At 68.2% G+C, this 22863-nt stretch carries 24 protein-coding genes and 3 tRNA genes; 16 read left to right on the forward strand and 11 right to left on the reverse strand.

Features of this window, described 5'->3' with window-relative positions:
- The first annotated feature begins 62 nt into the window (after positions 1 to 62).
- On the forward strand, positions 63 to 1130 hold the full coding sequence (locus PGN16_RS02325) for a catalase family protein (protein ID WP_335307797.1): 1068 nt from the start codon (positions 63 to 65) through the stop codon (positions 1128 to 1130).
- Positions 1131 to 1136: 6 nt separating this feature from the next.
- Here PGN16_RS02325 and PGN16_RS02330 read toward each other — a convergent pair whose 3' ends face one another.
- The 4 genes from PGN16_RS02330 to PGN16_RS02345 all read right to left on the reverse strand — a co-directional run bounded on the left by PGN16_RS02330 (position 1137) and on the right by PGN16_RS02345 (position 6601).
- Positions 1137 to 2024, reverse strand: a complete 888-nt coding sequence (locus tag PGN16_RS02330) for an acyl-CoA thioesterase (RefSeq protein WP_335307798.1) — start codon at positions 2022 to 2024, stop codon at positions 1137 to 1139.
- Positions 2021 to 3148 carry an acyl-CoA dehydrogenase family protein gene (locus PGN16_RS02335; RefSeq protein WP_335307799.1) on the reverse strand — a complete coding sequence of 376 codons (1128 nt, stop codon included), beginning with the start codon at positions 3146 to 3148 and terminating at the stop codon, positions 2021 to 2023. The genes PGN16_RS02330 and PGN16_RS02335 overlap by 4 nt, the downstream gene beginning before the upstream one ends.
- A gap of 241 nt (positions 3149 to 3389) precedes the next feature.
- The gene (locus PGN16_RS02340; RefSeq protein ID WP_335307800.1) at positions 3390 to 4568 is read right to left on the reverse strand and encodes an acyl-CoA dehydrogenase family protein; all 1179 of its coding nucleotides are present in this window, start codon (positions 4566 to 4568) and stop codon (positions 3390 to 3392) included.
- Positions 4565 to 6601 (reverse strand): 3-hydroxyacyl-CoA dehydrogenase NAD-binding domain-containing protein, encoded by a 2037-nt coding sequence (locus PGN16_RS02345; RefSeq protein ID WP_335307801.1) that lies wholly within the window; start codon positions 6599 to 6601, stop codon positions 4565 to 4567. Before PGN16_RS02345 ends, PGN16_RS02340 begins: the two co-directional genes overlap by 4 nt.
- A 219-nt stretch (positions 6602 to 6820) precedes the next feature.
- Between PGN16_RS02345 and PGN16_RS02350 the strand changes: the two genes are divergently transcribed.
- From PGN16_RS02350 to PGN16_RS02365, 4 genes are all read left to right on the forward strand, one after another.
- Entirely contained in the window at positions 6821 to 7555 is a 735-nt protein-coding gene (locus tag PGN16_RS02350; protein ID WP_335307802.1) for a Crp/Fnr family transcriptional regulator, read from the forward strand.
- 53 nt (positions 7556 to 7608) lie between these two features.
- Complete coding sequence (locus tag PGN16_RS02355; protein ID WP_335307803.1) at positions 7609 to 8799, forward strand: AI-2E family transporter; 1191 nt, start codon at positions 7609 to 7611, stop codon at positions 8797 to 8799.
- A 46-nt stretch (positions 8800 to 8845) separates the two neighbouring features.
- Positions 8846 to 8922, forward strand: a tRNA-Asp gene (locus tag PGN16_RS02360).
- Positions 8923 to 9018: 96 nt separating this feature from the next.
- A tRNA-Asp gene (locus PGN16_RS02365) sits at positions 9019 to 9095 on the forward strand.
- Between the two features lie 19 nt (positions 9096 to 9114).
- On the opposite strand, the gene PGN16_RS02370 is transcribed toward PGN16_RS02365, so the two are convergent.
- From PGN16_RS02370 to PGN16_RS02385, 4 genes are all read right to left on the reverse strand, one after another.
- Positions 9115 to 9321, reverse strand: a complete 207-nt coding sequence (locus PGN16_RS02370) for a DUF2842 domain-containing protein (RefSeq protein ID WP_335307804.1) — start codon at positions 9319 to 9321, stop codon at positions 9115 to 9117.
- On the reverse strand, positions 9318 to 9860 hold the full coding sequence (locus tag PGN16_RS02375; protein WP_335307805.1) for a 5-formyltetrahydrofolate cyclo-ligase: 543 nt from the start codon (positions 9858 to 9860) through the stop codon (positions 9318 to 9320). The genes PGN16_RS02370 and PGN16_RS02375 overlap by 4 nt, the downstream gene beginning before the upstream one ends.
- Positions 9861 to 10046: 186 nt before the next feature.
- Positions 10047 to 10352, reverse strand: a complete 306-nt coding sequence (locus PGN16_RS02380) for a cell division protein ZapA (RefSeq protein WP_335307806.1) — start codon at positions 10350 to 10352, stop codon at positions 10047 to 10049.
- Entirely contained in the window at positions 10352 to 10540 is a 189-nt protein-coding gene (locus PGN16_RS02385) for a hypothetical protein (RefSeq protein ID WP_335307807.1), read from the reverse strand. Before PGN16_RS02385 ends, PGN16_RS02380 begins: the two co-directional genes overlap by 1 nt.
- A 141-nt stretch (positions 10541 to 10681) precedes the next feature.
- On the opposite strand from PGN16_RS02385, the gene gap reads away from it, so the two are divergent.
- The 3 genes from gap to PGN16_RS02400 are packed head-to-tail and all read left to right on the forward strand — an operon-like array spanning position 10682 to position 13345.
- A complete protein-coding gene (gene gap / locus PGN16_RS02390) occupies positions 10682 to 11683 on the forward strand; it encodes a type I glyceraldehyde-3-phosphate dehydrogenase (protein WP_335307808.1) in 1002 nt (333 codons plus the stop codon).
- Positions 11684 to 11699: 16 nt separating this feature from the next.
- Positions 11700 to 12158 carry an MOSC domain-containing protein gene (locus PGN16_RS02395; RefSeq protein WP_335307809.1) on the forward strand — a complete coding sequence of 153 codons (459 nt, stop codon included), beginning with the start codon at positions 11700 to 11702 and terminating at the stop codon, positions 12156 to 12158.
- A complete protein-coding gene (locus PGN16_RS02400; protein ID WP_335307810.1) occupies positions 12155 to 13345 on the forward strand; it encodes a phosphoglycerate kinase in 1191 nt (396 codons plus the stop codon). Before PGN16_RS02395 ends, PGN16_RS02400 begins: the two co-directional genes overlap by 4 nt.
- 122 nt (positions 13346 to 13467) lie before the next feature.
- Here PGN16_RS02400 and PGN16_RS02405 read toward each other — a convergent pair whose 3' ends face one another.
- Positions 13468 to 14130, reverse strand: a complete 663-nt coding sequence (locus tag PGN16_RS02405; RefSeq protein WP_335307811.1) for an RBBP9/YdeN family alpha/beta hydrolase — start codon at positions 14128 to 14130, stop codon at positions 13468 to 13470.
- Between the two features lie 200 nt (positions 14131 to 14330).
- Here PGN16_RS02405 and PGN16_RS02410 point away from each other — a divergent pair, with 200 nt between their 5' ends.
- From PGN16_RS02410 to PGN16_RS02430, 5 genes are all read left to right on the forward strand, one after another.
- On the forward strand, positions 14331 to 15074 hold the full coding sequence (locus PGN16_RS02410; RefSeq protein WP_335307812.1) for a TlyA family RNA methyltransferase: 744 nt from the start codon (positions 14331 to 14333) through the stop codon (positions 15072 to 15074).
- Positions 15075 to 15139: 65 nt separating this feature from the next.
- Complete coding sequence (locus PGN16_RS02415; protein WP_335308371.1) at positions 15140 to 15694, forward strand: TspO/MBR family protein; 555 nt, start codon at positions 15140 to 15142, stop codon at positions 15692 to 15694.
- A gap of 28 nt (positions 15695 to 15722) precedes the next feature.
- Positions 15723 to 15983 carry an accessory factor UbiK family protein gene (locus tag PGN16_RS02420; protein ID WP_335307813.1) on the forward strand — a complete coding sequence of 87 codons (261 nt, stop codon included), beginning with the start codon at positions 15723 to 15725 and terminating at the stop codon, positions 15981 to 15983.
- A gap of 64 nt (positions 15984 to 16047) precedes the next feature.
- The gene (locus PGN16_RS02425) at positions 16048 to 16554 is read left to right on the forward strand and encodes a YbjN domain-containing protein (RefSeq protein WP_335307814.1); all 507 of its coding nucleotides are present in this window, start codon (positions 16048 to 16050) and stop codon (positions 16552 to 16554) included.
- 19 nt (positions 16555 to 16573) lie between these two features.
- On the forward strand, positions 16574 to 17347 hold the full coding sequence (locus PGN16_RS02430) for a pyrroline-5-carboxylate reductase family protein (protein WP_335308372.1): 774 nt from the start codon (positions 16574 to 16576) through the stop codon (positions 17345 to 17347).
- Between the two features lie 72 nt (positions 17348 to 17419).
- Here the strand turns inward: PGN16_RS02430 and PGN16_RS02435 are convergent, their stop codons facing one another.
- On the reverse strand, positions 17420 to 17908 hold the full coding sequence (locus PGN16_RS02435; protein ID WP_335307815.1) for a MarR family transcriptional regulator: 489 nt from the start codon (positions 17906 to 17908) through the stop codon (positions 17420 to 17422).
- Positions 17909 to 18002: 94 nt separating this feature from the next.
- Here PGN16_RS02435 and PGN16_RS02440 point away from each other — a divergent pair, with 94 nt between their 5' ends.
- Positions 18003 to 19082, forward strand: a complete 1080-nt coding sequence (locus PGN16_RS02440) for a branched-chain amino acid aminotransferase (RefSeq protein WP_335307816.1) — start codon at positions 18003 to 18005, stop codon at positions 19080 to 19082.
- Between the two features lie 36 nt (positions 19083 to 19118).
- Positions 19119 to 19193: transfer RNA gene (locus tag PGN16_RS02445), tRNA-Gln, on the forward strand.
- 148 nt (positions 19194 to 19341) lie between these two features.
- Here PGN16_RS02445 and PGN16_RS02450 read toward each other — a convergent pair.
- Positions 19342 to 19944, reverse strand: coding sequence for a TetR/AcrR family transcriptional regulator (locus tag PGN16_RS02450; protein ID WP_335307817.1), 603 nt, complete (start codon positions 19942 to 19944; stop codon positions 19342 to 19344).
- Between the two features lie 96 nt (positions 19945 to 20040).
- On the opposite strand from PGN16_RS02450, the gene PGN16_RS02455 reads away from it, so the two are divergent.
- Positions 20041 to 22833 carry a DUF2339 domain-containing protein gene (locus tag PGN16_RS02455; RefSeq protein ID WP_335307818.1) on the forward strand — a complete coding sequence of 931 codons (2793 nt, stop codon included), beginning with the start codon at positions 20041 to 20043 and terminating at the stop codon, positions 22831 to 22833.
- Positions 22834 to 22863: the final 30 nt, after the last annotated feature.

Consider the following 22863-nt stretch of genomic DNA (forward strand, 5'->3'; position numbering starts at 1 on the left):
CGGCCGTGGGAACGCCCGCAGCTAACCTGTGTTGACCCTCCAACCCACAGGAGAGTCGCCCGATGCCCGCCCCCGTCCGCTACACCCCCGACATCGAGCAGCCGCAGCCTGACGAGGCCGCAACGATCGCTCAGCTCAACGAACAATTCGACATCGTCCTCGACACCACCGCCGAGGATTACGGCCACGCAGTCCGCGCGGTCCATGCCAAGGCGCACGCGATCCTCGAAGGCACGCTGACCATCGACGCCGACCTCCCTCCCGAGCTGGCGCAGGGCCTGTTCGCCACGCCGGGCGAGCACAAGGTGCTCATGCGCTTCTCCACCAACCCCGGCGACATCCTCGACGACGCGATCTCGCTCCCGCGCGGCCTCGCGATCAAGGTCTTCGACGTCGACGGCGAGCGGCTGCCCGGCGCGGAGGGCCGTTCGCAGGACTTCATCATGGTCAACGCCACCGCCTTCCAGGCCAAGACCGCCGACAAGTTCCTCGGCAACCTCAAGCTGCTGGCGCGCACCACCGACAAGGCGGAGGGCGGCAAGAAAGCGCTGTCCGCGGTGCTGCGCGGCGTCAGCAGCGCGCTGGGCGCGGTCGGCATCGAAAGCGCGACGATCAACACGCTCGGCGGCGCGCCCAACGTCGATCCGATCGGCGAAACCTATCACAGCGCCACCCCGTTCCGCTACGGCGACTATGTCGCCAAGTTCAGCCTTGCGCCCGTCACGCCCGGCCTGACCGAGCGCACCGGCGCGATCATCGACACCTCCGACGACCGCGACGCGATCCGCCACACCGTCCGCGAAGAGCTTCGCTCAATTCCCGGTGAATGGGAGTTCCGCGTCCAGCTCGCCCGCGATCTCGCGCGCCAGCCGGTCGAGGACGCGACGGTCGAGTGGGACGAGGCGGAAGCCCCCTTCGTCCGCGTTGCCACGCTCCGCACCGCCGCGCAGGACAGCTGGGACGATGCGCGTGTCGTGCAGGTCAACGAGCAACTGCGCTTCAGCGTCTGGACCGGACTCGCCGCGCACCAGCCACTCGGCAACATCAACCGCGCGCGCCGCGACACCTATCGCCACTCCGCCGACTACCGCCAGCGCGTCAACCGCTGCCCGATCCACGAACCGGGCTGAGGCGGGTCAGCGCCGCTCGCGCATCCGCGCCAGCCCTTCCTGCGCGACGCTCGCCACCAGCCGCCCATCGGCGGTGAAGATCCGACCACGGTTCATGCCGCGGCCGTGCCCGGCCCACGGGCTGTCCATCGTGTAGAGCAGCCAGTCGTCGGTCCGCGCCGGCTCGTGCAGCCACAACGCATGATCGAGGCTGGCGGTCTGCATCCCCGGCGTGATCCACGTCACGCCATGCGGCAACATGCATGTCCCCAGCAGCATCATGTCGCTGGCATAAGCGAGCACCGCGCGGTGCATCGCCGCATCGTCGCCGACCGGCGCGACCGCCCGGAACCAATAGTGATGCACCGGCGGTGCAGGGGTCGGCTCTGTCCAGTGCCGGGGCGTCACCGGGCGATATTCGATCGCGCGCGGGCGGAGCAGTTGCTCGCGAAGCTGCGGCGGGATCTTGTCCGCCACCGCCGCGCGCAACGCCTGCTCGTCCTGCAACGCTTGCGGAGGCGGCACGTCGGGCATCGCGTCCTGATGCGACAGCCCCTCCTCGGCACGCTGGAACGACGCGGCCATGTTGAGGATCGGCGTGCCCTTCTGCATCGCGATCACGCGCCGCGTGGCGAAGCTGCGCCCCTCGAAATCGCGCACCACGCGGTAGATGATCGGATGCTCCTCCGATCCCGCGCGCATGAAATAGGCGTGGAGCGAATGCGCGACCTTGTCAGTTTCGCCCGCCGAGCGCTGCGCCGCCTGCAATGCCTGCGCGATCACCTGTCCGCCGAACACGCGCCCGACCCCGCCCGTCGAGCGGCGCCCGCGATATAGATCGGTGTCGATCTCCTCGACGTCGAGCAGATCGACCAGATCGGCCACCAGCGCGGCAGGGGAGGGTGCGTCGCTCAATAGCCGCGCCCGCGCGCCACGCGATCGGCGTGGAAGTTGGTATCGCCGAACATCTCGGCGAGGACCCGCGCGCGCTTCATGAAGAAGCCGATGTCATATTCGTCGGTCATCCCGATTCCGCCGTGCATCTGAACGCCTTCCTGCACCGACAGCGTCGTGGCAAGCCCCGTCATCGCCTTGGCCACCGACACCGCCTGATCCGCCGCCGCATCGCCCGCGTCGAGCGATTGCTGCGCCTTGAGCACCGCCGCGCGCGCCACCTCCATCTCGGCATAGAGATGCGCGGCGCGATGCTGGAGCGCCTGGAAGCTGCCGATCAGCGCCCCGAACTGCTTGCGCTGCTTCAGATACGAAACCGTCATGTCCATCGCGCCGCCACCGACGCCGAGCAACTCCGCCGACGCCCCCGTCCGCCCAGCGCGCAACAACCGGTCGAGCGGCGCGAGCCCGGCATCGACCTCGCCGATCACCGCATCCGCATCGACCGCCACCCCCTCGAAGGTCAGCCGCGCCGCGATGCTGCTGTCGGCGAGCCGCTCGGGCGTCGCGGTGAGACCGGCCGCATCGGCGGGCACCGCGAACAGCGTTACCCCCTCCGCATCGTCGTCGCCGCCGGCGGTCCGCGCCGCGACGATCAGCAGATCGGCGACATGGCCGTGCGTTACGAACTGCTTGGCGCCGCTCAGGCGAAAGCCGTTACCGGCCCGCTCCGCGCGCAAGGCGATCCGGTCGCGATGCTTCGACCCCTCGTCGATCGCCAGCGCCGCAACCGTCTCGCCCGACAGGATGCCGGGAAACCAGCGTTCCGCCTGCGCGGTACCCTCGAGCGCCGCCACCGCCACCACCGCCGTGGTGAGGAACGGCGAGGGCGACAGGTTGCGCCCGATCTCCTCCAGCACCACCCCCGCCTCGACATGCCCGAGCCCGAGCCCGCCGGCATCCTCGCCGATCAGGATGCCGGTGAAGCCCATCTCGGCGAACTGCCGCCACAATGCGCGATCGAACCCGGTCTTGTCGTCGGCATCGCGCAACCGTCGCAGGTGCGCAACCGGCGCATTCTCGCTGACGAAATCACGTGCGGTGTCGCGCAGCATCGTCTGCTCGTCATTCAGGAAAAGCGGCATCGCATCCTCCGTTCAGGCCCATGTGGGAGGGCTCTATCGTCTACACACCCGTCATCCCGGACTTGATCCGGGATCCCGCTTCTTCCTTCGTCGGTGCGGCTGAAAAGAAGCGGGACCCCGGATCAAGTCCGGGGCGACGAAGGAAATGCGCATGACGTATCCATCAGGATCGACCGCGCCACCTCCACCGTCGCCCGTGCGCAGGCAGGGCCGACGGCATTTCGCCCGACCGTCCGCGCGATCACCCCGGCAATTCCAAAATCCGCTTCGCCACGATGTTGAGCTGGATCTCGCTCGTTCCGCCCTCGATCGAGTTCGCCTTGGTCCGCAGCCACGCCCGCGCCGCGCGCCCGCCGCCCGAGCGCTCGCTCTCCCATTCGGCCGCTTCCGACCCGCCCGCCGCCATCGCCAGTTCGTGGCGCGCCTTGTTCAGCTCGGTGCCGTAATATTTCATCATGCTCGGCTGCGCAGGATGCGCCTGTCCGGCCTTCAATTCGTCGATGAACCGCTCGCTCTGCGCCGCGAACGCCAGCGCGCGCACCTCGTACAACGCGATCTGCGCGCGCAACAAGGGATCGGCCAACCGCCCCTCCGCATCCACGCCGACCGTCGCCAGCGCCCCCTCGACCAAAGCATCGCCCCCGCCCGACAGCCCCATGCCCGAGATCATCTCGCGCTCATGCCCGAGCAGGTATTTCGCGACGTCCCAGCCCTTGTTCAGTTCGCCGACCAGATTGGCCTTGGGCACCTTCACATCGTCGAAGAACGTCTCGCAGAACGGCGAATAGCCGCTGATCAGCAGGATCGGCCTGGTCGAGACGCCGGGCGACGCCATGTCGAACAGCACGAAGCTGATCCCGCCCTGCTTCGTCGTCTTGTCGGTGCGCACCAGACAGAAGATCCAGTCGGCCTGATCGGCATAGCTGGTCCATACCTTCTGCCCGTTGACGACGAAATGGTCGCCGGCATCCTCGGCGCTGGTCGCGAGGCTCGCGAGGTCGGATCCCGCATTGGGCTCCGAATAGCCCTGACACCAGCGGATCTCGCCGCGCGCGATCTTGGGCAGATGCTCCAGCTTCTGCGCCTCGGTCCCGTATTTCAGCAGCGCCGGCCCGAGCATCGAAATCCCGAAGCTGTTGAGCGGATTGCGCGCCTTGATCCGCGCCATTTCCTCGCGCAGCACCTTGGTTTCCGCCGCGCTCAGCCCGCCGCCGCCATACTCCTTCGGCCAGTCGGGCACCGTCCAGCCGCGCGCCGCCATCCGGTCGAGCCACAGCTTCTGCGGCGCGGTCAGCCGCGATTGGTCCCGCCCGCCCCACACCACGTCCTTCTCGGACACGATCGGCGCGCGCATCTCGGGCGGGCAGTTCGCCTCCAGCCACACGCGGGTCTCTTCGCGAAAGGTGTCGAGATCGCTCACTTGAACGCCTCCCCGGTCTTCAGGCCCTTGGCGACCGGAAATCCGTAGCGCTCCAGCCCGGCGACGACCTTGTCGGCGCCCTCGCTCTGCGCCCAGAACATCGGGCCGCCGCGATAGACCGGCCAGCCGTAGCCGTAGACCCACACAACATCGATATCCGACGCGCGCTGCGCCATGCCTTCCTCGAGGATCAGCGCGCCCTCATTGACCATCGTGTAGAGCGTGCGCGCGACGATCTCCTCGTCGCTGATCGCGCGCGGGGTCGCGCCTTCCTTGGCGCGGAAGTCATCGATGATCGCGGCCACGCGCGGCGACGGGGTCGGGTTTCGCTTCTCGTCGTAATCGTAGAAGCCCGCACCCTTCTTCTGTCCCCAGCGCCCCTCGGCGGCGAGCGCGTCGCGGATGTTCTCGATCCGGGTCGGGTCACGGTGCCAGCCGATATCGACCCCGGCGAGGTCGGCCATCTGGAACGGCCCCATCGGCATCCCGAACGCGACGTGCACGCGGTCGATCTGCTCGGGGGTCGCGCCTTCCATCAACAGCTTGTTGGCCTCGACCTGCCGCGGCATCAGCATCCGGTTGCCGATGAACCCGTCGCACACGCCCGCGACCACCGCGACCTTGCGGATCTTCTTGGCGAGCGCCATCACCGTCGCCAGCACGTCGGGCGCGGTCTGCCTGCCGCGCACCACCTCCAGCAACTTCATGACATTAGCCGGCGAGAAGAAGTGCATCCCCAGCACGTCGCCGGGGCGCTTCGTCACCGCGGCGATCTCGTCGATATTGAGATAGCTGGTGTTGCTCGCGAGGATCGCGCCCGGCTTGGCGATCGCATCCAGTTTCGTGAAGATGTCCTTCTTGACCGTCATGTCCTCATAGACCGCCTCGATGATCAGGTCGCAGTCGCCGAGATCGTCGAGCGACAGGGTGGGGGAGAGCAATCCCATCGCCTTGCCGGGCGCATCGGCGGGCAGCCGGCCCTTGGCGGCGCTCGCCTCGTAATTGCGCCGCATCACCCCGGTGCCGCGATCGAGCGCCTCCTGCTGCATCTCGACGATCGTCACCGGCACGCCCGCCGACAGGAAGTTCATCGCGATCCCGCCGCCCATCGTCCCCGCGCCGATCACCCCGACGCGGCTGATAACGCGCAGCGGGGTGGCCGGATCGATGTCGTCGATCTTCGCGGCCTTGCGCTCGGCGAAGAACAGGTGCCGTTGCGCCGCCGATTGCGTGCCGTTCATCAGCGCCATGAACTGTTCGCGCTCGACCGCCAGCCCGTCCTCGAACGGCTGTTCGGTGGCGGCGACGACGCAGGTGATGCATGCCTCGGGCGCATCGAACCCGCGCAGCTTGCGGCCATGCGTCTTGCGGAACGCCTCGACCGCTGCCGAGTCGGGCGCGACGATGCGGTCGCGGACGCGCGGGATCGGGCGCTTGCCCGCGACCTCGCGCGCGAAGGCGATCGCATCGGCGGCCAGCGTGTCCTCACCGACTACCTTATCGACCAATCCCATCTCCGCCGCGGCCTTCGCCGACACCGGATTGCCGAGCACGATCATCTCCAGCGCGGCTTTGACCCCGACGAGCCGCGGCAGCCGCTGCGTCCCGCCAGCGCCGGGCAGCAGCCCCAGCTTCACCTCGGGGGTGCCCAGCTTCGCCGATGGCACCGCGACCCGGTAATGACAGCCGAGCGCCACCTCGCACCCGCCGCCCAGCGCGGTGCCGTGGATCGCCGCGACGACCGGCTTGGGGCTCGCCTCGATCATGTCGACCAGCGTCGGTAGCGGAATGCCCTGCAGGGGCTTGCCGAATTCGCTGATGTCGGCGCCCGCGAAGAAGGTGCGCCCGTCGCAGCGGAGCACGATCGCGGCGATGCTCGAATCCGCGACACCGGCCTTCACCGCGGCCTCCAGACCGTCGCGCACTGCCGCGCCCAGCGCGTTCACGGGCGGCGAATCGCTGGTAATCTGGAGGATGTCGCCGTCCCGCTCGATACGGATGGGTCCCGACTGTTCGATGCTCTGCGACGTCATGATCGGCGACTCTCCTGCGTTCGGGCATACCGTTATTTCGAATGGACCTTCTGTCTATCGCGTTGACGGAGAGAAACGCAATCGGCCTTCTGCGGACCGTCACGACGATCGTGCGATATAATCCGGCGCGATCAGGGGCATTCGGGTCGGGCTTGTCCCTGTGACGTTTCCGCGCCTAATCCTGCTGCTCGAAAAGAGACGAACGGGGACGGCAGCTTGATGCGCGTGACGAAGGACTTTCTACGCGGGCGTGGCCGCGCCGGATTGACCGAGACCGAAAAGGACGTGCTCGAAAGTGCGGTCGAACGGGTCGAGCAATTGCCGGCGCGCCGGATCGTCACCCGCCGCGGTGAGGCAGTGTCGTATAGCACGCTGCTCCTGGACGGCGTGATGTGCCGCTACATGGACGCACGCGACGGTTTCCGGCAGCTCGTGGCCCTGCAACTGACCGGTGATTTCGTCGATCTGCACGGTTACCCGCTGCGCCGGCTCGATCACGATGTCGGCACGCTGACCGAGGCGCGTGTCGCGATCATCCCCCATGCGCGCATCGACAAGATCCTGATCGACCACCCGCATCTCGCGCGGCTGCTCTGGCGCTCGACCCTGCTCGACGCCGCACTGCACCGGGAATGGATTTTCCGCATCGGACGGCTCGACGCCGCGGGACGGCTCGCGCATTTCTTGCTCGAAACCTATCACCGGCTACATGCGGTCGGGGCGGCAGACGGCGGCGCGTTCGATTTCGCCCTGACCCAGCAGGATTTGGGCGAGGCGCTTGGCCTCACCAGCGTGCACGTCAATCGCATGTTGCGGCGCCTGCGCGAGGGCGGGATGGCCGAGTTCGCACGCGGTGTCGTCCGCATCACCGATCACGACCGGCTGGCGCGGCTCGGGGAGTTCGATCCCGACTATCTCTATCTCGAGACCGGTGTCTGGCAACGCGACGAGTGAGTTCCGCGCGAAGGCGCTTGGCCGCGGATGGTAAATGGCCGTAGGTGACGGATATGTCCGATCCGTCTCTGCCCGCCGAGCCCTTCATCCCGGCACCCACTGCGGCGGGGATCGACCCGCCGCTGCGCCGCGATCGCCTGCTCGCCGGGCTGACCCTGACCGCCGGGATCGGACTGATGTTGGGGCTGCCGTTCGCGTTGCAGGCGGGCGCGGAATTTTTCATGCCGACCGCGATCGCGCTGGTCGTGTCGCTGGCGCTGATCCCGCTGCTCGAATGGCTGGAGCGGCGGCGGCTGCCGTCGCCGATCGCGGCGCTGCTCTGCGTGATCCTGTTTCTGGTGATCGCCAATGTCGCGCTGGCTGCGATCGTCGTGCCTGCAACCGAGTTCTTCCGGCTGCTGCCCAGCCGCATCCACCGGATCCAGGCGAACCTCGCCCCGATCCTCGATCTTTATTCCAGCCTCGAACGCTACGCCAACCGCACGCTGCGCCAGATCGCGACCACCCCGGTCAAGCCGTCGGCGAGCGCCGCGGTGGCGCCGCCCAGTTCGATCGTCGAACTGGCCGCGACCTCGGCGCCGGCGGTCATCGTTCAGACCTTCTATGCGATCCTCGTCGCTTTCTTCTTCCTGTCCGGCTGGACGCGGATGCGCGAGAGGATGATCACCGGGCGCGCCAGCTTCGGCGGCGCGATGACGACCGCGCGCGTGTTGCAGGAGATGGTGGACGCGGTGTCCTCGTATCTCGGCACGATCACGATCATCAACATCGCGCTGGGGGCGGTGGTCGCGGGCGCGCTCCATCTGCTCGGAATGCCGTTCCCGCTGATGTGGGGCGGGATCGTCACCCTGCTCAACTATGTGCCCTATTTCGGGCCAGTCGTCGCGGCGCTGCTGCTCGCGATCGGCGGGTTGATGACCTTTTCCGACGTGTGGACCGCGCTTTCGGCGCCCGCGATCATGTATGGCGCGCATCTGATCGAGGCGAATGTCGTGACGCCGCTGATCGTCGGGCATCGTCTGACCATCAATCCGGTCATGATCCTCATTTCGATCAGCTTCTGGGGCTGGGTGTGGGGCACGGTCGGCGCGTTGCTGGCGGTGCCGATCCTCATCATCGCCCAGACAATCCTGTCTGCCGCTGGCCGCCCTGACATTGCCGGTTTCCTGTTCGAGGACGGCACGCTGATGCGCGGTCAGGAGGAGCAGGTCGCCGTCGTCGAAAAAGTCGCCGATAGTCGTTGACAGGGTGGGGCGTGCCGCCTAGTTGGCGCGCCTCACGCTTCTACAAGCGGGTGTAGCTCAGTTGGTTAGAGCGCCGGCCTGTCACGCCGGAGGTCGCGGGTTCGAGCCCCGTCACTCGCGCCATCCCTGTCGGGACTGGCGTATCGTCGTTGCGGGATGACGCGAAACATGCGGTTGTGCGGGTGCGATGCCTGTCGATCCATGTGACGTCGATGGAATGCGGGTGTAGCTCAGTTGGTTAGAGCGCCGGCCTGTCACGCCGGAGGTCGCGGGTTCGAGCCCCGTCACTCGCGCCACTTCATCGTGGCCGAAAACTCAGCGCCAGCGACCTGTCTCCATCCAGCGGAGCAACGGCTTCAGCGGTGCGATCCAGATGATCCCGGTCACCACGTAGAACAGCAGCTGCACCGAGCCGTGCCAGCGGCCGATCGTCGCCGAAAGCGACGCGACGGCGACGCACCACACCAGGATCAGCAGCAGGATGATGAGCATCCCGGCGGGCTTGCGCCATGAAGGTGTCATGCGGTGATCCATTCCTGTTCGGTTGCAACCGCGTGCAGCGGCACGTCCCATGGGTCGGCAGTCAGTCCGTCGATCATCTGAACGCTCCACGCCACCCCGATCCGCCGCGCAGCGGGGAAGGCCGCGAATGCGCGATCGTAATGGCCGGCACCCTGGCCGAGGCGGTTGAGCGCGCGGTCGAAGGCGACCAGCGGCGTCAGCACCACGTCGGGTGCGACCGGCGCGCCGTCATGCGTCGGCTGGCGCAACCCGAAAGGGCCGCTCTGCAAGGTGCCGCCCGGCGTCCATCGCAGGAAAGACAATGGCGTCGCCCGGTCCACGACATGCGGCAAGGCAAGCGTGCACCCGGCGTCCAGCGCAGCCTGCTCCAGCGGTGCGGGATCGGCCTCGCCACCGATCGGCACATAGCTCGCCACGATCATCCCCGGCGCCAGTAGCGCCACGAATTGCTCATCCACCCGGATCGGGGCGTGCGGCGCGGCGACGAAGGCGGCACGCGCGGCGCGCGCGATGGCGCGCAAGCTGGTCTTGTCGCTCATGAAAGCACCGAAAGGCGGGTGGCGGGACCGCCATGGTCGTTTGCCGGATTATCCACTGACGCCCAGTACGTCAGGTGGGGATCATGTGCGTCGGGCCAGGACCCGGGCAGGGACAACCCCCATGGATGATGAATAGCCTCAGGGATTTCTCTAGGCTCGTACCGGGCAGAACCCGCCACCGCCAACCTAGGCGCTCGGCAGCGTTTGCTCAAGGGCCGCGGCGATCGATTCGAGCCGTTCGGACAAGGCATCCAGCGCGACGCCCTCCGGCGTCTCGGGCGGCGGGGCGTTGCGGGCGTCGATCAGCGCGTCGGCGACCATCAGCGCGGCGAGCAGCATCTGGCGGTTGGTGCCGCCCGCCCCGGCGGCGCGGCGCGCCATTTCCCAGCGTTCGTCGATCAGCGCGGCGGCTTCCTGAAGCCGTGCCTCGCCGCCGTCGCGGCAGGCGAGGTCGTAATTCGTGTCGCCGATACGCAGCGTTACGATCGCCATCAGCCCTTCACCTCCGGCTCGGCAGTGTTGGCGATGATCGTGTCGAGTGCCGCGACGGCCTGCGCCATCGTCGCCTTCAGCGTGGCGTGTCGCCGCTCCAGCAACGCGTCGGCCGCGCGGCGGGCGGCGATCGCGTTTTCGACGCGGGTGATGGCGGCGTCCAGCCGGGCGATCGCGGGATTGTCCATAGCGGCAAAGCGATAGGATCGCGCGCGCGGCGCGACAAGTAGCTTGCGCGCCGGACGGTCGCTGCAGCGGGGCGGTTGACGGGTGCGCATCCACCTGCGCAAAAGCCGCCGCATCTGGACGGAATTGGCGGAGGACTGACGATGACGAAGGTTGCGATCAACGGCTTCGGGCGCATCGGCCGGCTGGTGGCGCGCGCCCTGCTGGAGCGCGGCAGCGAGCTGGAGCTGGTGGCGATCAACGATCTGGCCGACACCAAGTCCAATGCGTGGCTGTTCAGCCGCGACAGCGTCCACGGCAAGTACGCCGGCACCGTCGAGGCGGACGGGCAGGACATGGTGATCGACGGCAAGCGCATCCGCGTCACCGCCGAGCGCGATCCCGCCAACCTGCCGCACAAGGAGCTGGGCGTCGACATCGTGCTGGAATGCACCGGCTTCTTCACCGACCGCGCCAGCGCGCAGAAGCATATCGATGCGGGGGCGAAGAAGGTGCTGATCTCCGCGCCGGCCAAGGGCGTCGACATCACCGTCGTCTACGGCGTCAACGACGACAAGCTGGAGGCGGGTCACACGATCGTCTCGAACGCGTCGTGCACCACCAATTGCCTCGCGCCCGTCGCCAAGGTGCTGAACGATGCGATCGGGATCGAGCGCGGCCTGATGACCACGATCCACGCCTATACCAACGACCAGAAGATCCTTGACCAGATCCACCCGGACCTGCGTCGCGCCCGTGCGGCGGCGATGAGCATGATCCCGACCACCACCGGTGCGGCGCGCGCGGTCGGCGAGGTGCTGCCGGAGCTGAAGGGCAAGCTGGACGGCTCGGCGGTGCGCGTGCCGGTGCCGGACGGCAGCCTGGTCGACCTGACCTTCATGCCGGGCCGCGAGACGACCAAGGACGAGGTCAACGCGCTGCTCAAGGCGGCGGCGGAGGGCCCGATGAAGGGCGTGCTGCACTTCTCCGACGAGCCGTTGGTGTCAATCGACATCGTCCACACGCCCTATTCGTCGACGGTCGACAGCCTGGAGACCGCGGTGCTCGACGGCAAGCTGGTGCGCGTGGTCAGCTGGTACGACAATGAATGGGGCTTCTCGAACCGCATGGTCGACACCGCGTCGGCGATGGCGAAGCTCGGCTGACGGCGGGAGGCGCGCGATGGCGGGGGTGTTGCTCGGGATCGCGCGACACGCCAGGTCGCGCGCGCCGATGGAGCTGGTCGACCATGTCGAGGTCACCGTGGAGGGCGGCATCCATGGTGACTTTCGCGGCGCGATGCGCGGCAAGCCCTACAAGCGGCAGGTCACGCTGATCGAGCGCGGCGACTGGACGGCGGCGATGAACGAGGTCGGGCATACGATCGGCTGGGAAGAGCGTCGCGCCAACCTGCTGGTCGACGGGTTCGATCTGCCGCAGACCGCCGGCGTGCGCGTGCGGATCGGCGCCGAGGTCGTGCTCGAAATTACGCGCGAATGCGATCCGTGCGAGCGGATGGAAGCGCTGGCCGAAGGGCTGCGTGCCGCGATGACGCCCGACTGGCGCGGCGGCGCGTGCGCGATGGTGATAAGCGGCGGCCGGATCGCGGTCGGCGACGAGATCAGGATGGAGGAAGCATGACCAAGTCGTTCCGGACGCTCGACGATATCGGCGACGTCACCGGCAAGCGCGTGCTGGTGCGCGAGGATTTGAACGTACCGCTCCACGACGGGCAGGTCAGCGACGACACGCGGCTGCGCGCCACGGTCGCAACGGTCGCCGAACTGGCCGACAAGGGCGCGATCGTGCTGGTGCTGGCGCATTTCGGCCGGCCGAAGGGCGTTCCCTCGCCCGAATTGTCGCTGGCGCAGATCGTCAAACCCTATGAGGCGGTGCTCGGTCGCCCGGTGCGCTACATCGACTGGGAGGGCGCGGCCGATGCGATCGCGACGCTCCAGCCTGGCGACATCGGCGTGCTGGAGAACACGCGCTTCTTCGGCGGCGAAGAGAAGAACGATCCGGCGGTGGTCGAGCGGTTCGCGGCGCTCGGCGACCTGTACGTCAACGACGCCTTCTCCGCGGCGCACCGCGCGCACGCCTCGACCGAGGGGCTGGCGCACAAGCTGCCCGCGTTCGCCGGTCGCGCGATGGAGGCGGAGCTGGACGCGCTCGAAAAGGCGCTCGGCAAGCCCGAGCATCCGGTCGCCGCGGTGGTCGGGGGCGCGAAGGTCTCGACCAAGCTGGCGGTGCTCAAGCATCTGGTCACGCGCGTCGATCACCTGATCATCGGCGGCGGGATGGCCAACACCTTCCTCGCGGCGCGCGGCGTGGATGTGGGCAAGAGCCTGTGCGAGCATGAGCTGACCGGCACCGCCGACGAAATCTTCGACGCTGCCGAGGCGGCGGGCTGCACGATCCACCTGCCGTATGACGTTGTGGTCGCGAAAGAGTTCAAGCCGAACCCGGCGACGCGGACCGTCAATGTTCACGAAGTTGCCGCAGACGAGATGATTCTCGACGTCGGCCCGGCGGCGACCGAGTCGCTGGGCGACGTGCTCAAGAATTGCCGGACGCTGGTGTGGAACGGGCCGCTCGGCGCGTTCGAGACGCCGCCGTTCGATACCGCGACCGTCGCGCTGGCGCGGACCGCGGCGGCGCTGACCAAGGAAGGCGGGCTGGTGTCGGTGGCCGGCGGCGGCGACACGGTCGCTGCGCTGAATCAAGCCGGTGCGAGCGATTCCTTCACCTTCGTCTCAACTGCCGGCGGTGCGTTCCTGGAATGGATGGAAGGTCGCGAACTGCCGGGGGTCGCGGCGCTGACGCGCTGAGTTCTTACCGTCGCCCCGGACTTGATCCGGGGCCCCGCTTCAATCTGAAGTACCGGGAAGAAAGCGGGGCCCCGGGTCGAGCCCGGGGCGACGAGCTGGTCATGGCGGTTCGGCTGGGCCCGTCAGGCGTGCGGGCGACGCTCGTCGGCGGTCCCGCGCGACAGGATCGCGCGGGCGTCGCCGGGCGAGCGGACCTCGCCATGGGGGCCGCCCGCCGCGGCGATGACGCGGTCGAGCAGTTCCAGCCCCTCCGGCCATTGTCCCAACCCGCTGGCGGCGTTGATGTGGCCATGCGCGCCATAATCGATGAAGTGGCTGCCCCAGTCGACCGCAAGGCTGTGCGCGCGTTCGACCGACACCCATGGATCGTCGGTCGAGGCGACGAGGATTGAGGGGAAGGGTAGCGCCAGCTTCGGCGTCGGGGCGAAGGGCGCCAGTTCCGCCGCCACGCCGGGGCGATCGACGTCGGCAGGCGCGACGAGCAAGGCGCCCGCCACGGGCCAGCCATAGGGCTGCGGGCTCATCGACGCCCACCAGGCGATTGCGATACACCCCAGGCTGTGGCCGACGAGGATCACCGGTGCGCGCGCCGAGGCGACCGCCTGATCGATCTTCGTCACCCAGCTGTTGCGATGCGGGCGATCCCACATGCCCAGCTCGATTCGCGACGTATCCGGGCGGCTCCGCTCCCACAACGTCTGCCAATGTGCCGGGCCCGATCCACCGAGCCCAGGGACGGTCAGCACGGTCGGCTGTACCGAAAGATCATAGTTGGCATGTCCCACGACGTACCTCCTGTTCGCAGCTCGGCGAGGCCGCGGCGCAGTCTAGGGGTCGGGCAGACCGCGGCCTCTGTCCCGATACGTAATCCCTATTAACTTGATCGGCAATCGTGCAGCGCAGCAAATCGCATGGGGCGAGCGCTTGCCGCGATGGAGCGTTGCGCGGCTTGCGGCGCGCCATCGCCCGCGCGATAGCGATATGGATGGCAGCACCGCGCAAACAACGGATCGACCAATTGCTCGTCGATCGTGGCTTGGCCGAGTCGCGCACCCGGGCGCAGGCGCTGGTGATGGCCGGGCTGGTCTTCGCCGGCGACCGCAAGATCGAGAAGCCCGGCCAGCCGGTGGCGTTCGATACGCAACTGGATGTGCGCGGCCGCGACCATCCATGGGTGTCGCGCGGCGGGATCAAGTTGGCGCATGGGCTGGATTATTTCGGCTGGGACGTGACCGGCGACGTCGCGATCGACGTGGGGTCCTCGACCGGCGGCTTCACCGATGTGCTGCTCACCCGCGGCGCGGCGCGGGTCTATGCGGTGGACAGCGGCACCAACCAGCTGGCGTGGAAGCTGCGGCAGGACGATCGCGTGATCGTCCACGAACAGACCAGCGCGCGCATCCTGACTCCGGCGCATGTCCCCGAGCCGATCGACCTGGTTGTTTGCGATGCGAGCTTCATCAGTTTGTCGAAGGTGCTCGACGTGCCGTTGCAGTTCGTTCGCCCGGGCGGCCGCGCGCTGGTGCTGGTCAAGCCGCAGTTCGAGGCTGGCCGCACGGAGGTCGGGAAGGGCGGGGTGGTGCGCGATCCGACGATCCATGCCCGCGTGTGCGACGAGGTCTCGGCATGGTTCGCCGCCAAGGGCTGGCAGGTCGAGGGTGTGGTCGAAAGTCCGATCACCGGACCGGAGGGCAATGTCGAATTCCTGCTGGCGGCGCGGCGCGGATGAAACCGTCACGCCCGTCGGCGCTTTGCTGCAGATCTGGGTAGATGATGGTGGCCGAGGGAGCGAGCATGGGCGAGGTGGCGTCGAGAGAACAATTGCGGATGTCGTTCCTGCGCCATGCGGCGGTGGCGGTCCCGGCGGTGCTGCTGCTCGGCTTCCTGTCGGGCCGGACGGTCCCGTCGGGGGATCAGAATGGCTGGTATGCGGCGCTCGCCAAGCCGGAATTGACCCCGCCCGGTTGGGCGTTTCCGGTCGTCTGGTCGCTGCTCTACGTCATGCTGGGACTGGCGCTGGCGCTGGTGGTCAGCGCGCGGGGCGCGCGGCTGCGCGGGCTGGGGATCGCGCTGTTCGTCGCACAGCTGGCGGGCAATCTCGCCTGGACGCCGCTGTTTTTCGGCGCGCACCGCGTCGACGCCGCCTTTCTGTTGATCGTCGCGATTCTGGGGCTGTCGATCCTCACCACCTTCGTCTTCGCGCAGATCCGCCGCGTCGCCGCATGGTTGATGGTGCCCTATATGGCCTGGCTGTGCGTGGCCGGCGCGCTCAACTGGCAGATCGGGCAGCTCAATCCGGATGCGGAACGGGTTGTGCAAGCGCCCGTGGCGTCCCAAGTGTTTCGTTGACCCTATTGCTCTCGCAGGACGATTCGCCATGCAATCCGAAAACCATCTGTTCGGTGACGTCGCCAAGCTGTTCAACGGCGCCGCCGGTACGATCGCCGGCATGGGCCGCGAGGCGGAAGCCAATGCACGGGCGCGTGCGCGCGAGTGGATCGGCGGGCTGGATTTCATCGCGCGCGACGAGTTCGAGGCGGTGAAGGCGATGGCCGTGGCGGCGCGTGACGAGAATGACGCATTGCGCGCGCGCATCGAGAAGCTGGAAGCCGCGCTGGCCGAGCGGCCTGCCGCCTGACGGATCGGTTGCCGACCATGATGCCGAGGATGACGTGCGACGGCGGTCGTGCGATAAGATCGTGATGCTCGACGAAGCCGACCAATTCTCCGAACCCGAAGCGCCGCTCGACATGCTCGAATCCTATTTCCTCGCGCACGGTTGGCCGTGCGAGCGGAACGAGGACGAGATCACCGCGACGGTGAAGGGAAGCTGGACCGAATATGAACTCCGCGCGCTGTGGCGCGAGGAGGATGGCGTCGTGCAACTGCTCGCCTTTCCCGACGTGAAGGTCGCGGAAGGGCGGCGCGGCAAGATCTACGAGACGCTCGGCCTGATCAACGAGCAGCTGTGGCTGGGCCATTTCGAGATGTGGTCGTCGAGCGGCATCCTGCTGTATCGCTGCGCCACCGCGATCGAGACGCGCGAGGGCGAGGCGACGATGTCGCTGGCGACCGCCGAATTGCTGATCGACTCGGCGATCGACGAGTGCGAGCGCTTCTATCCGGTCTTCCAGTTCGTGCTGTGGGGCGGCAAGTCTCCGGCGGAGGCGATCGCCGCGGCGATGGTCGAAACGCAGGGCGAGGCCTGAACCCGCGATGCGATTGTGGATGATCGGTTGCGGCAACATGGCCTCGGCGATGTTGCGGCGCTGGCTGGAGAGCGGCGTGGTGGCGGCGGGCGACGTCGATGTCGTGAACCGCGCTGACCGGAAGCTGCCCGGTGACGTGCGACAGGCGCGCGCGCTGCCGGACGGCCCGCCGCCCGACGTCGTCGTGCTGGGGATCAAGCCGCAGCAACTCGACGACGTCGCCGCCGTCCATCGCGAGCGGGTGCGCGCGGCGCCGCTGCTCGTGTCGATGCTCGCCGGTCCTGATCCGGCGCGGCTGTCGGCGGCGTTTCCGGGGCCGGTTGCGATCCAGACGATGCCGAACCTGCCCGTCGAACTGGGGCGCGGCGTGGTCGCGATCCATGCGCCTGCCGCCCCGGCGGCGGCACGCGCGACGGTCGACCGGCTGATGGCGCCGCTCGGGTTGATCGAATGGTTCGACGATCCGGCGCGTTTCGCCGCGGCAGGTACGCTGTCCGGGTGTGGACCGGCGTTCCTGTTCCGCTTCGTCGATGCGATGGCGGCCGGTGGAGAAGCGATCGGGCTCGATCCGCAGCAGGCCGCCGCGGTCGCGCTGGCGACCGTGGAGGGCGCGGCGGCGATGGTGGCGGCGAGCGATCGCACACCGTCAGCGCTGGCCGATGCGGTGGCGAGCCCCGGTGGGATGACCCGCGCGGGGCTGAACGTGCTGGATGAGGGCGAGGGGCTTGTCGCGTTGCTGGAGCGCACGCTTGCCGCCTCGGCGCGGCGCGGCGCGGAGATGGCGAAGGGGTAGGTCGCGGTCTTCGACAAGCTCGGTGCGAACGGGTTGGGTTTGAAGCTCGCCGCTACGGTCGCAATGACGAATCTAGCCGCGCAATCCCTCGACGCGCGCGATCTCGTCGTCGGGGATCAATCCCTCCAGCACCGCCCAGAAGCCGGTCACCGCGCCCTGACCGGCGCGCGAATAGGCGGCGGAGAGCTTCTCGCGCAGCGCCTCGTACAGGCTGCCTTCCAGCGCCACGCCCTCCGGCGTCAGCCGCAGCAGCCGCTGGCGGCGGTCGCGATCGCCGGCGCGCGTCTCGACAAGCCCGCGCTCCATCAGTTCGTTGAGCACGCGCCCCAGCGATTGTTTGGTGATCGCCAGCAATGCCAGCAGGTCGCTGACCGGCATGTCGGGCTTTCGCGCGATGAAATACAGCGCGCGGTGGTGCGCGCGGCCCAGCCCCTGTTTTGCCAGGCCGCGGTCGATCGAACGCGTGATATGGGCGTTGCCGAAGTACAGCAGCTCAAGCCCACGACGAATCTCGGTTTCGCGAAGGAAAAGCGGCGAGGCGGAGTGGGTTGGGGCAGCCATGTTGACCGGCTTTGCCATCCGCCCTAGGCCACCGCAACCCCGGCGCGGCGAGTTGTCGTTCCGCGCCCTCAGTGATCCTTGGAGGCCACATCCCGTGAACTTCGCGTTCGAACCGCATCCGTCCCCCGTTTCCGCCAGCGATCGCGCGGCGCGGCTGGTCGATCCCGGTTTCGGTCGCGTGTTCACCGATCACATGGTGGTGCTGCATTATTCCGAAGGTCGCGGATGGCACGACGGTCGCATCAGCCAGCGCGTGCCGCTCACCATGGATCCGGCATCGTCGGTGCTCCACTACGCGCAGGAGATTTTCGAGGGGCTGAAGGCGTATCGGCTGGAGGATGGCGGGCTGGCGCTGTTCCGGCCCGAGGCCAATGCGCGCCGCTTCAACGCCTCCGCACGGCGGATGGCGATGCCCGACCTGCCCGAGGAACTGTTCCTCGAATCGGTCGAGCAACTGGTGCTGACCGAGCGTGAGTGGATGCCGACGGTCGAGGGAGGATCGCTATACCTGCGCCCCTTCATGATCGCCTCGGAAGCGTTCCTGGGCGTGAAGCCGTCGGCCGAATATCTTTATATGGTCCTCGCGTCCTCGGTTGGCGCCTATTGGAAGGGCGGCGCGCGCGCCGTGTCCTTGTGGGTAAGCCACGATTATACGCGCGCGGCACCGGGCGGCACCGGCGCGGCCAAGTGCGGCGGCAATTATGCCACCAGCCTGATCGCGCAGCAGGAGGCGATTCGTCGCGGTTACGACCAGGTGGTGTTCCTCGACGCGGCGGAGCGGCGCTGGATCGAGGAACTCGGCGGCATGAACATCTTCTTCGTGTTCGAGGATGGTTCGCTGCGCACCCCGCCGCTGACGGGGACGATCCTGCCGGGCATCACCCGCGATTCGATCCTGCAAATCGCGCGCGACCAGGGGCTTGTCGTGCAGGAAGAGCCCTATGCGATCGAAGAGTGGCGCGCCGATGCGGCGAGCGGCCGGCTGGTGGAGAGTTTCGCGTGCGGCACGGCGGCGGTGGTGACGCCGATCGGCCGCGTCGCGGGGCCGGACTATGAGTTCACGATCGGCAGCGGCGGCACCGGCCAACTGACCGCGCACTTCCTCGAGCGCCTGAGCGCGATCCAGCGCGGGCGGGCGGAGGATTCGCACGGCTGGTTGCATCGTATCGGTTGAGCTTTCCCGCGCGCCGGTCTAAGGCGCGCGGCTCGTTGGGGCGTCGCCAAGCGGTAAGGCACCGGTTTTTGGTACCGGCATTCGCAGGTTCGAATCCTGCCGCCCCAGCCAGAGTGCTATTCAAGTCATCGCTCAAGCCTTTCACCTACGCCTCAGCCTTCCAGCAACCTCCCGGGCGGTGGCGCGCAGCGTTGGCTGTTCGATGACCTTCGGCCAGGACGGCCGAGCCGCACGTTTGACCGCCGTCCAGTAGGAAAAATCAGCGCGCCGATCGGGCGGCGAGTGCCTCCCTCACGCGTGCCAGAGCCGCCGCTTCCGGCGCCGCTTCGCCCATCAAAGCCCACGCACCGCTGATCGCAAAGGCGCAGTGGCCATGGACCGTCGCGATCAGGGAACGCGCGAGAGTGGCGAGACTATCGTCGACGTCGCCACCGACAGCATGTGCGATCTCCTCGACGACGATGTGGGTCAGCAGGCTGCGACCGGTTTCGTCGGCCTCGGTCAGTCCGCTGTCGGGGGGCAGGCGGTGGTCGAAAATCGCGGTCCAGAGATGCGGATGTTCACGCGCGAACCCGAAATAGCCGTCGACCAGCGCCGCGATGCGATCGCCGTCCGGTCCGGCGGCATCCAGCCGTTCGCGCAGCGATTTCGCCCAAGCGGCGAAACTGCGTGTGTTGATGGCGGCAATCAGACGGTCGGCCGTGCCGAAGACGTTGTGGATCGTGCCGATCGAGTAATCGATCCGTCGCGCCACCTCGCGCGCGGAAAATCCGCCAAGGCCGGACTCCGCAATCAGCGCCGACCCTGTCGAAAGGATCAGCTCCTCAAGCTCGGCGCGGCTGTGATCGGATCGACGTCCCATGGAGCGGCGATAGACCTATAATTGAGCATTGTCCAATTTATATATTGAGCACTGCTTTATTTATGATAGCGTGTCGGCGAATCGAGGAGGTCGGCGATGTCGCTGCTGCTGTTGATCATCGGGTGCGTGGCTCTTGGGCTGGTGTGGCAGGAGGTGCAGCGGCTGCGCGAGCGCGTCGAAATGCTGGAGGCATGGTTCACGACCCCGTCGATCCCCGAAGCGGTGGAGGCGCCACCCACCGCCTATGTTCCGCCTGAGCCGTTCCCCGATGTGGATCATGCCGCCTATCGCCTGTCGGAGCCGACTGCCGAACCGGCGGTCTTGTCGCCAGCGCCGTTCGTCGACTCGCCACAGGAGGCAGACGTTGCAGAGCAGGCAGCGTCCCAGGCACCACCACCTTCATCGCGCTTCGAGGATGTGTTCGGGCGGCGGCTGCCGATCTGGGCGGGCGGGCTGACGCTGGCGGTCGCGGGGGTGCTGGTCGTCCGCTACTCGATTGAGGCCGGCCTCCTCTCGCCGTGGGTGCGGGTGATGTTCGGGTTGATCTTCGGCGCCGGACTGATCGGTGGCGCGGAAGTGGCCATGCGTCGCGATGCGGTGGTGCGTGATCCGCGGGTTCGCCAGTCACTGGCGGGCGCGGGCATTGCCACGCTTTATGCGGTGACGCTGGCGGCGACGCATCTTTACGACCTGATCGGGCCGGGCACGGCCTTCGTCGCGATGGCAGTGGTAACGGTGTTGGCCGGCGCGCTGGCGCTGCGCTTCGGTGCACCAAGCGCGCTGCTCGGGCTGGCGGGCGGTCTGGCGGCACCGGCATTGGTCGGTGCCGGTGAGCCGAACGTGCCGCTGCTGACGCTGTATCTGGCGCTGACCGTCGGCGGGCTGTGTGCGCTGGGCCGTCAGCAGCGCTGGTGGTGGCTGGGTGCGCTGGCGCTGGCCGGGGGCTTCGGCTGGGGGGCGCTGCTGATCCTTGGCGGGGGGCTCGATCTGGCAGCGGCGCTGTCGATCGGTTTCTACACGTTGGCGCTCGCTATCGCGCTGCCGCTGCTGCTGGCCGGAGACCGTGCCGCGCTCCTGCGGGTGGCGGCGGCCGTACTCGGCTGCGCGCAGTTGGCCGCGCTGGTCGCGCTGGGCGGGTTCGCGCCGCTTGACTGGGGCTTGTTCGGGTTGATCTCGCTGGCGATCCTGTGGCTGTCGCGACGGGAGCCGTTGTTCGCCGACCTTCCGGCACTGGCGCTGACCGTGGCGATCCTGCTCGGCGTCGCCTGGCCAGCACCGACCGTCGCGGAGATGGCGGCGCTGCTGACGGCGCTGGTCGCCATCCACGCGGTTCCCGCTGCCCTGCGCGTATGGCGAAACGATGCCCGGCCGGTCGACGCGCCCATGGTGGCGGCGGTCGCGGCTGCATGCGGCGTGCTGCCGGCCTTGCGCTTCGATCATGCCGGTATTGCTGCCGCGATCGGTGCGATGCTGGCGGCGGGCGTGGCGGCGCGGGGATGGCGCGTGTCCGGTCGGGCCGACGATGCTCGCTTTGCGACGCTGGCGATCACGGCGGCGGTTTCGCTGGCGCTGGCCGCGGCGCAAGTGCTGCCCTTCGCGGGATGGGCGTCGGCGGCGGCCCTGCTGTGCGCTGCAATGATGACGCTCGCCGATCTGGCCGGGGACCGGCGGATCGAGCGGTCCGCTTGGACCTTCGGTGCCGCGACGATTGCGTTTCTGGGCGTCGATGAGGGCATGGGCCGGCTTTTCGGCGCGGCGGGAAGCGGGCAGTTCGCTGCGTGGATCGTGCCCGCCGCGGCGGGGCTGGGTCTGGCGATCCGCGCGACGGGGGCGCGCGCGACGACGATGGAGCCGGCAGCGGTGTTGCTCGGCTATGGCGCGATCGCGCAGGTCATGCCGGAGAGCGTATTGCCGCTCATACCCGTCGCCATGCTGTTTGCGCTTGCTGTTTCGCGTCATGCGGCCGTTCAACCAGCCGCGCTGGCGGCCGGTGCCATCGCCACGGGCTGGACCATCGCACCGCTGCTGGCGTTTGGATCCGCGGCCATGGTTGCCGCTACCGGCGCCTTCGTGCCCGTCGACGCCTGGCCGAGCCTGGGTAGCGCCCTCCTGCGATTGGCGCTGCCGGGTGGGGCGGTGCTGGTCGCGCTATCGCTCCTGCCCTTCCCGCGTGCCGTTCGGCGCGGCGCCGCCATCGGCGCGGGTGTGCTGCTGATGGTGGCGGGGCATGTCGCGCTGATGCGGGCGATCGGGATCGACAGCCATGCGGCGTTTCTGGCTCGCTCGATGATGGAGCGGGCGCTGTGGGAGGGGCTGCTGGCGATCGCCGCGGTCGTGGCCTGGAAATGGGGACGTGAGCGCGCCGCCATCGCCCTTGGCGCGGCCGCGCTGGCGCATGGCCTGTGGTTCACGGGGATCGTGCTCAATCCGCTGATCGAGGCGCAACAGGCAGGGCCATGGCTGACGCTCTCCTATGCAACCGCCGGCGGGCTGCTCTGGGCGGCGCCGCGCCTGCTGCCCGCCGCCGTCCGACAGCGTGATGGTGCGCTGATGCTGCTGATCGTCGTCGCCGCCTTCACGCTGTTGCGTCAGGTCAGTCATGCGCCGATGCCGCTCTGGACCGGCACCGGTGCGGATGAGCAGATCGCGCGTTCGATCCTGGCGCTGGTGCTGGCGGGCACGTTCCTGTGCGTCGGCATCGTCCGCCACGCCCGCGACTGGCGATTGGCCAGTCTGGCGCTGATGCTGGGCGCGGTGATGAAGGTGTTCCTGTTCGATGCCGCCGGCCTCGACGGCCTCGCGCGCATCGCGTCCTTCGCCGCACTCGGCTTCAGCCTGATCGGCGTCGGCTGGCTCTACAGCCGCTACCTGCCCGACGAAGCCCGTTAAATTCCGCAAGCCGGGAAAGATCGAGGGCTG

Source organism: Sphingomonas phyllosphaerae, assembly GCF_036946485.1.
GTDB lineage: Bacteria > Pseudomonadota > Alphaproteobacteria > Sphingomonadales > Sphingomonadaceae > Sphingomonas > Sphingomonas phyllosphaerae_E.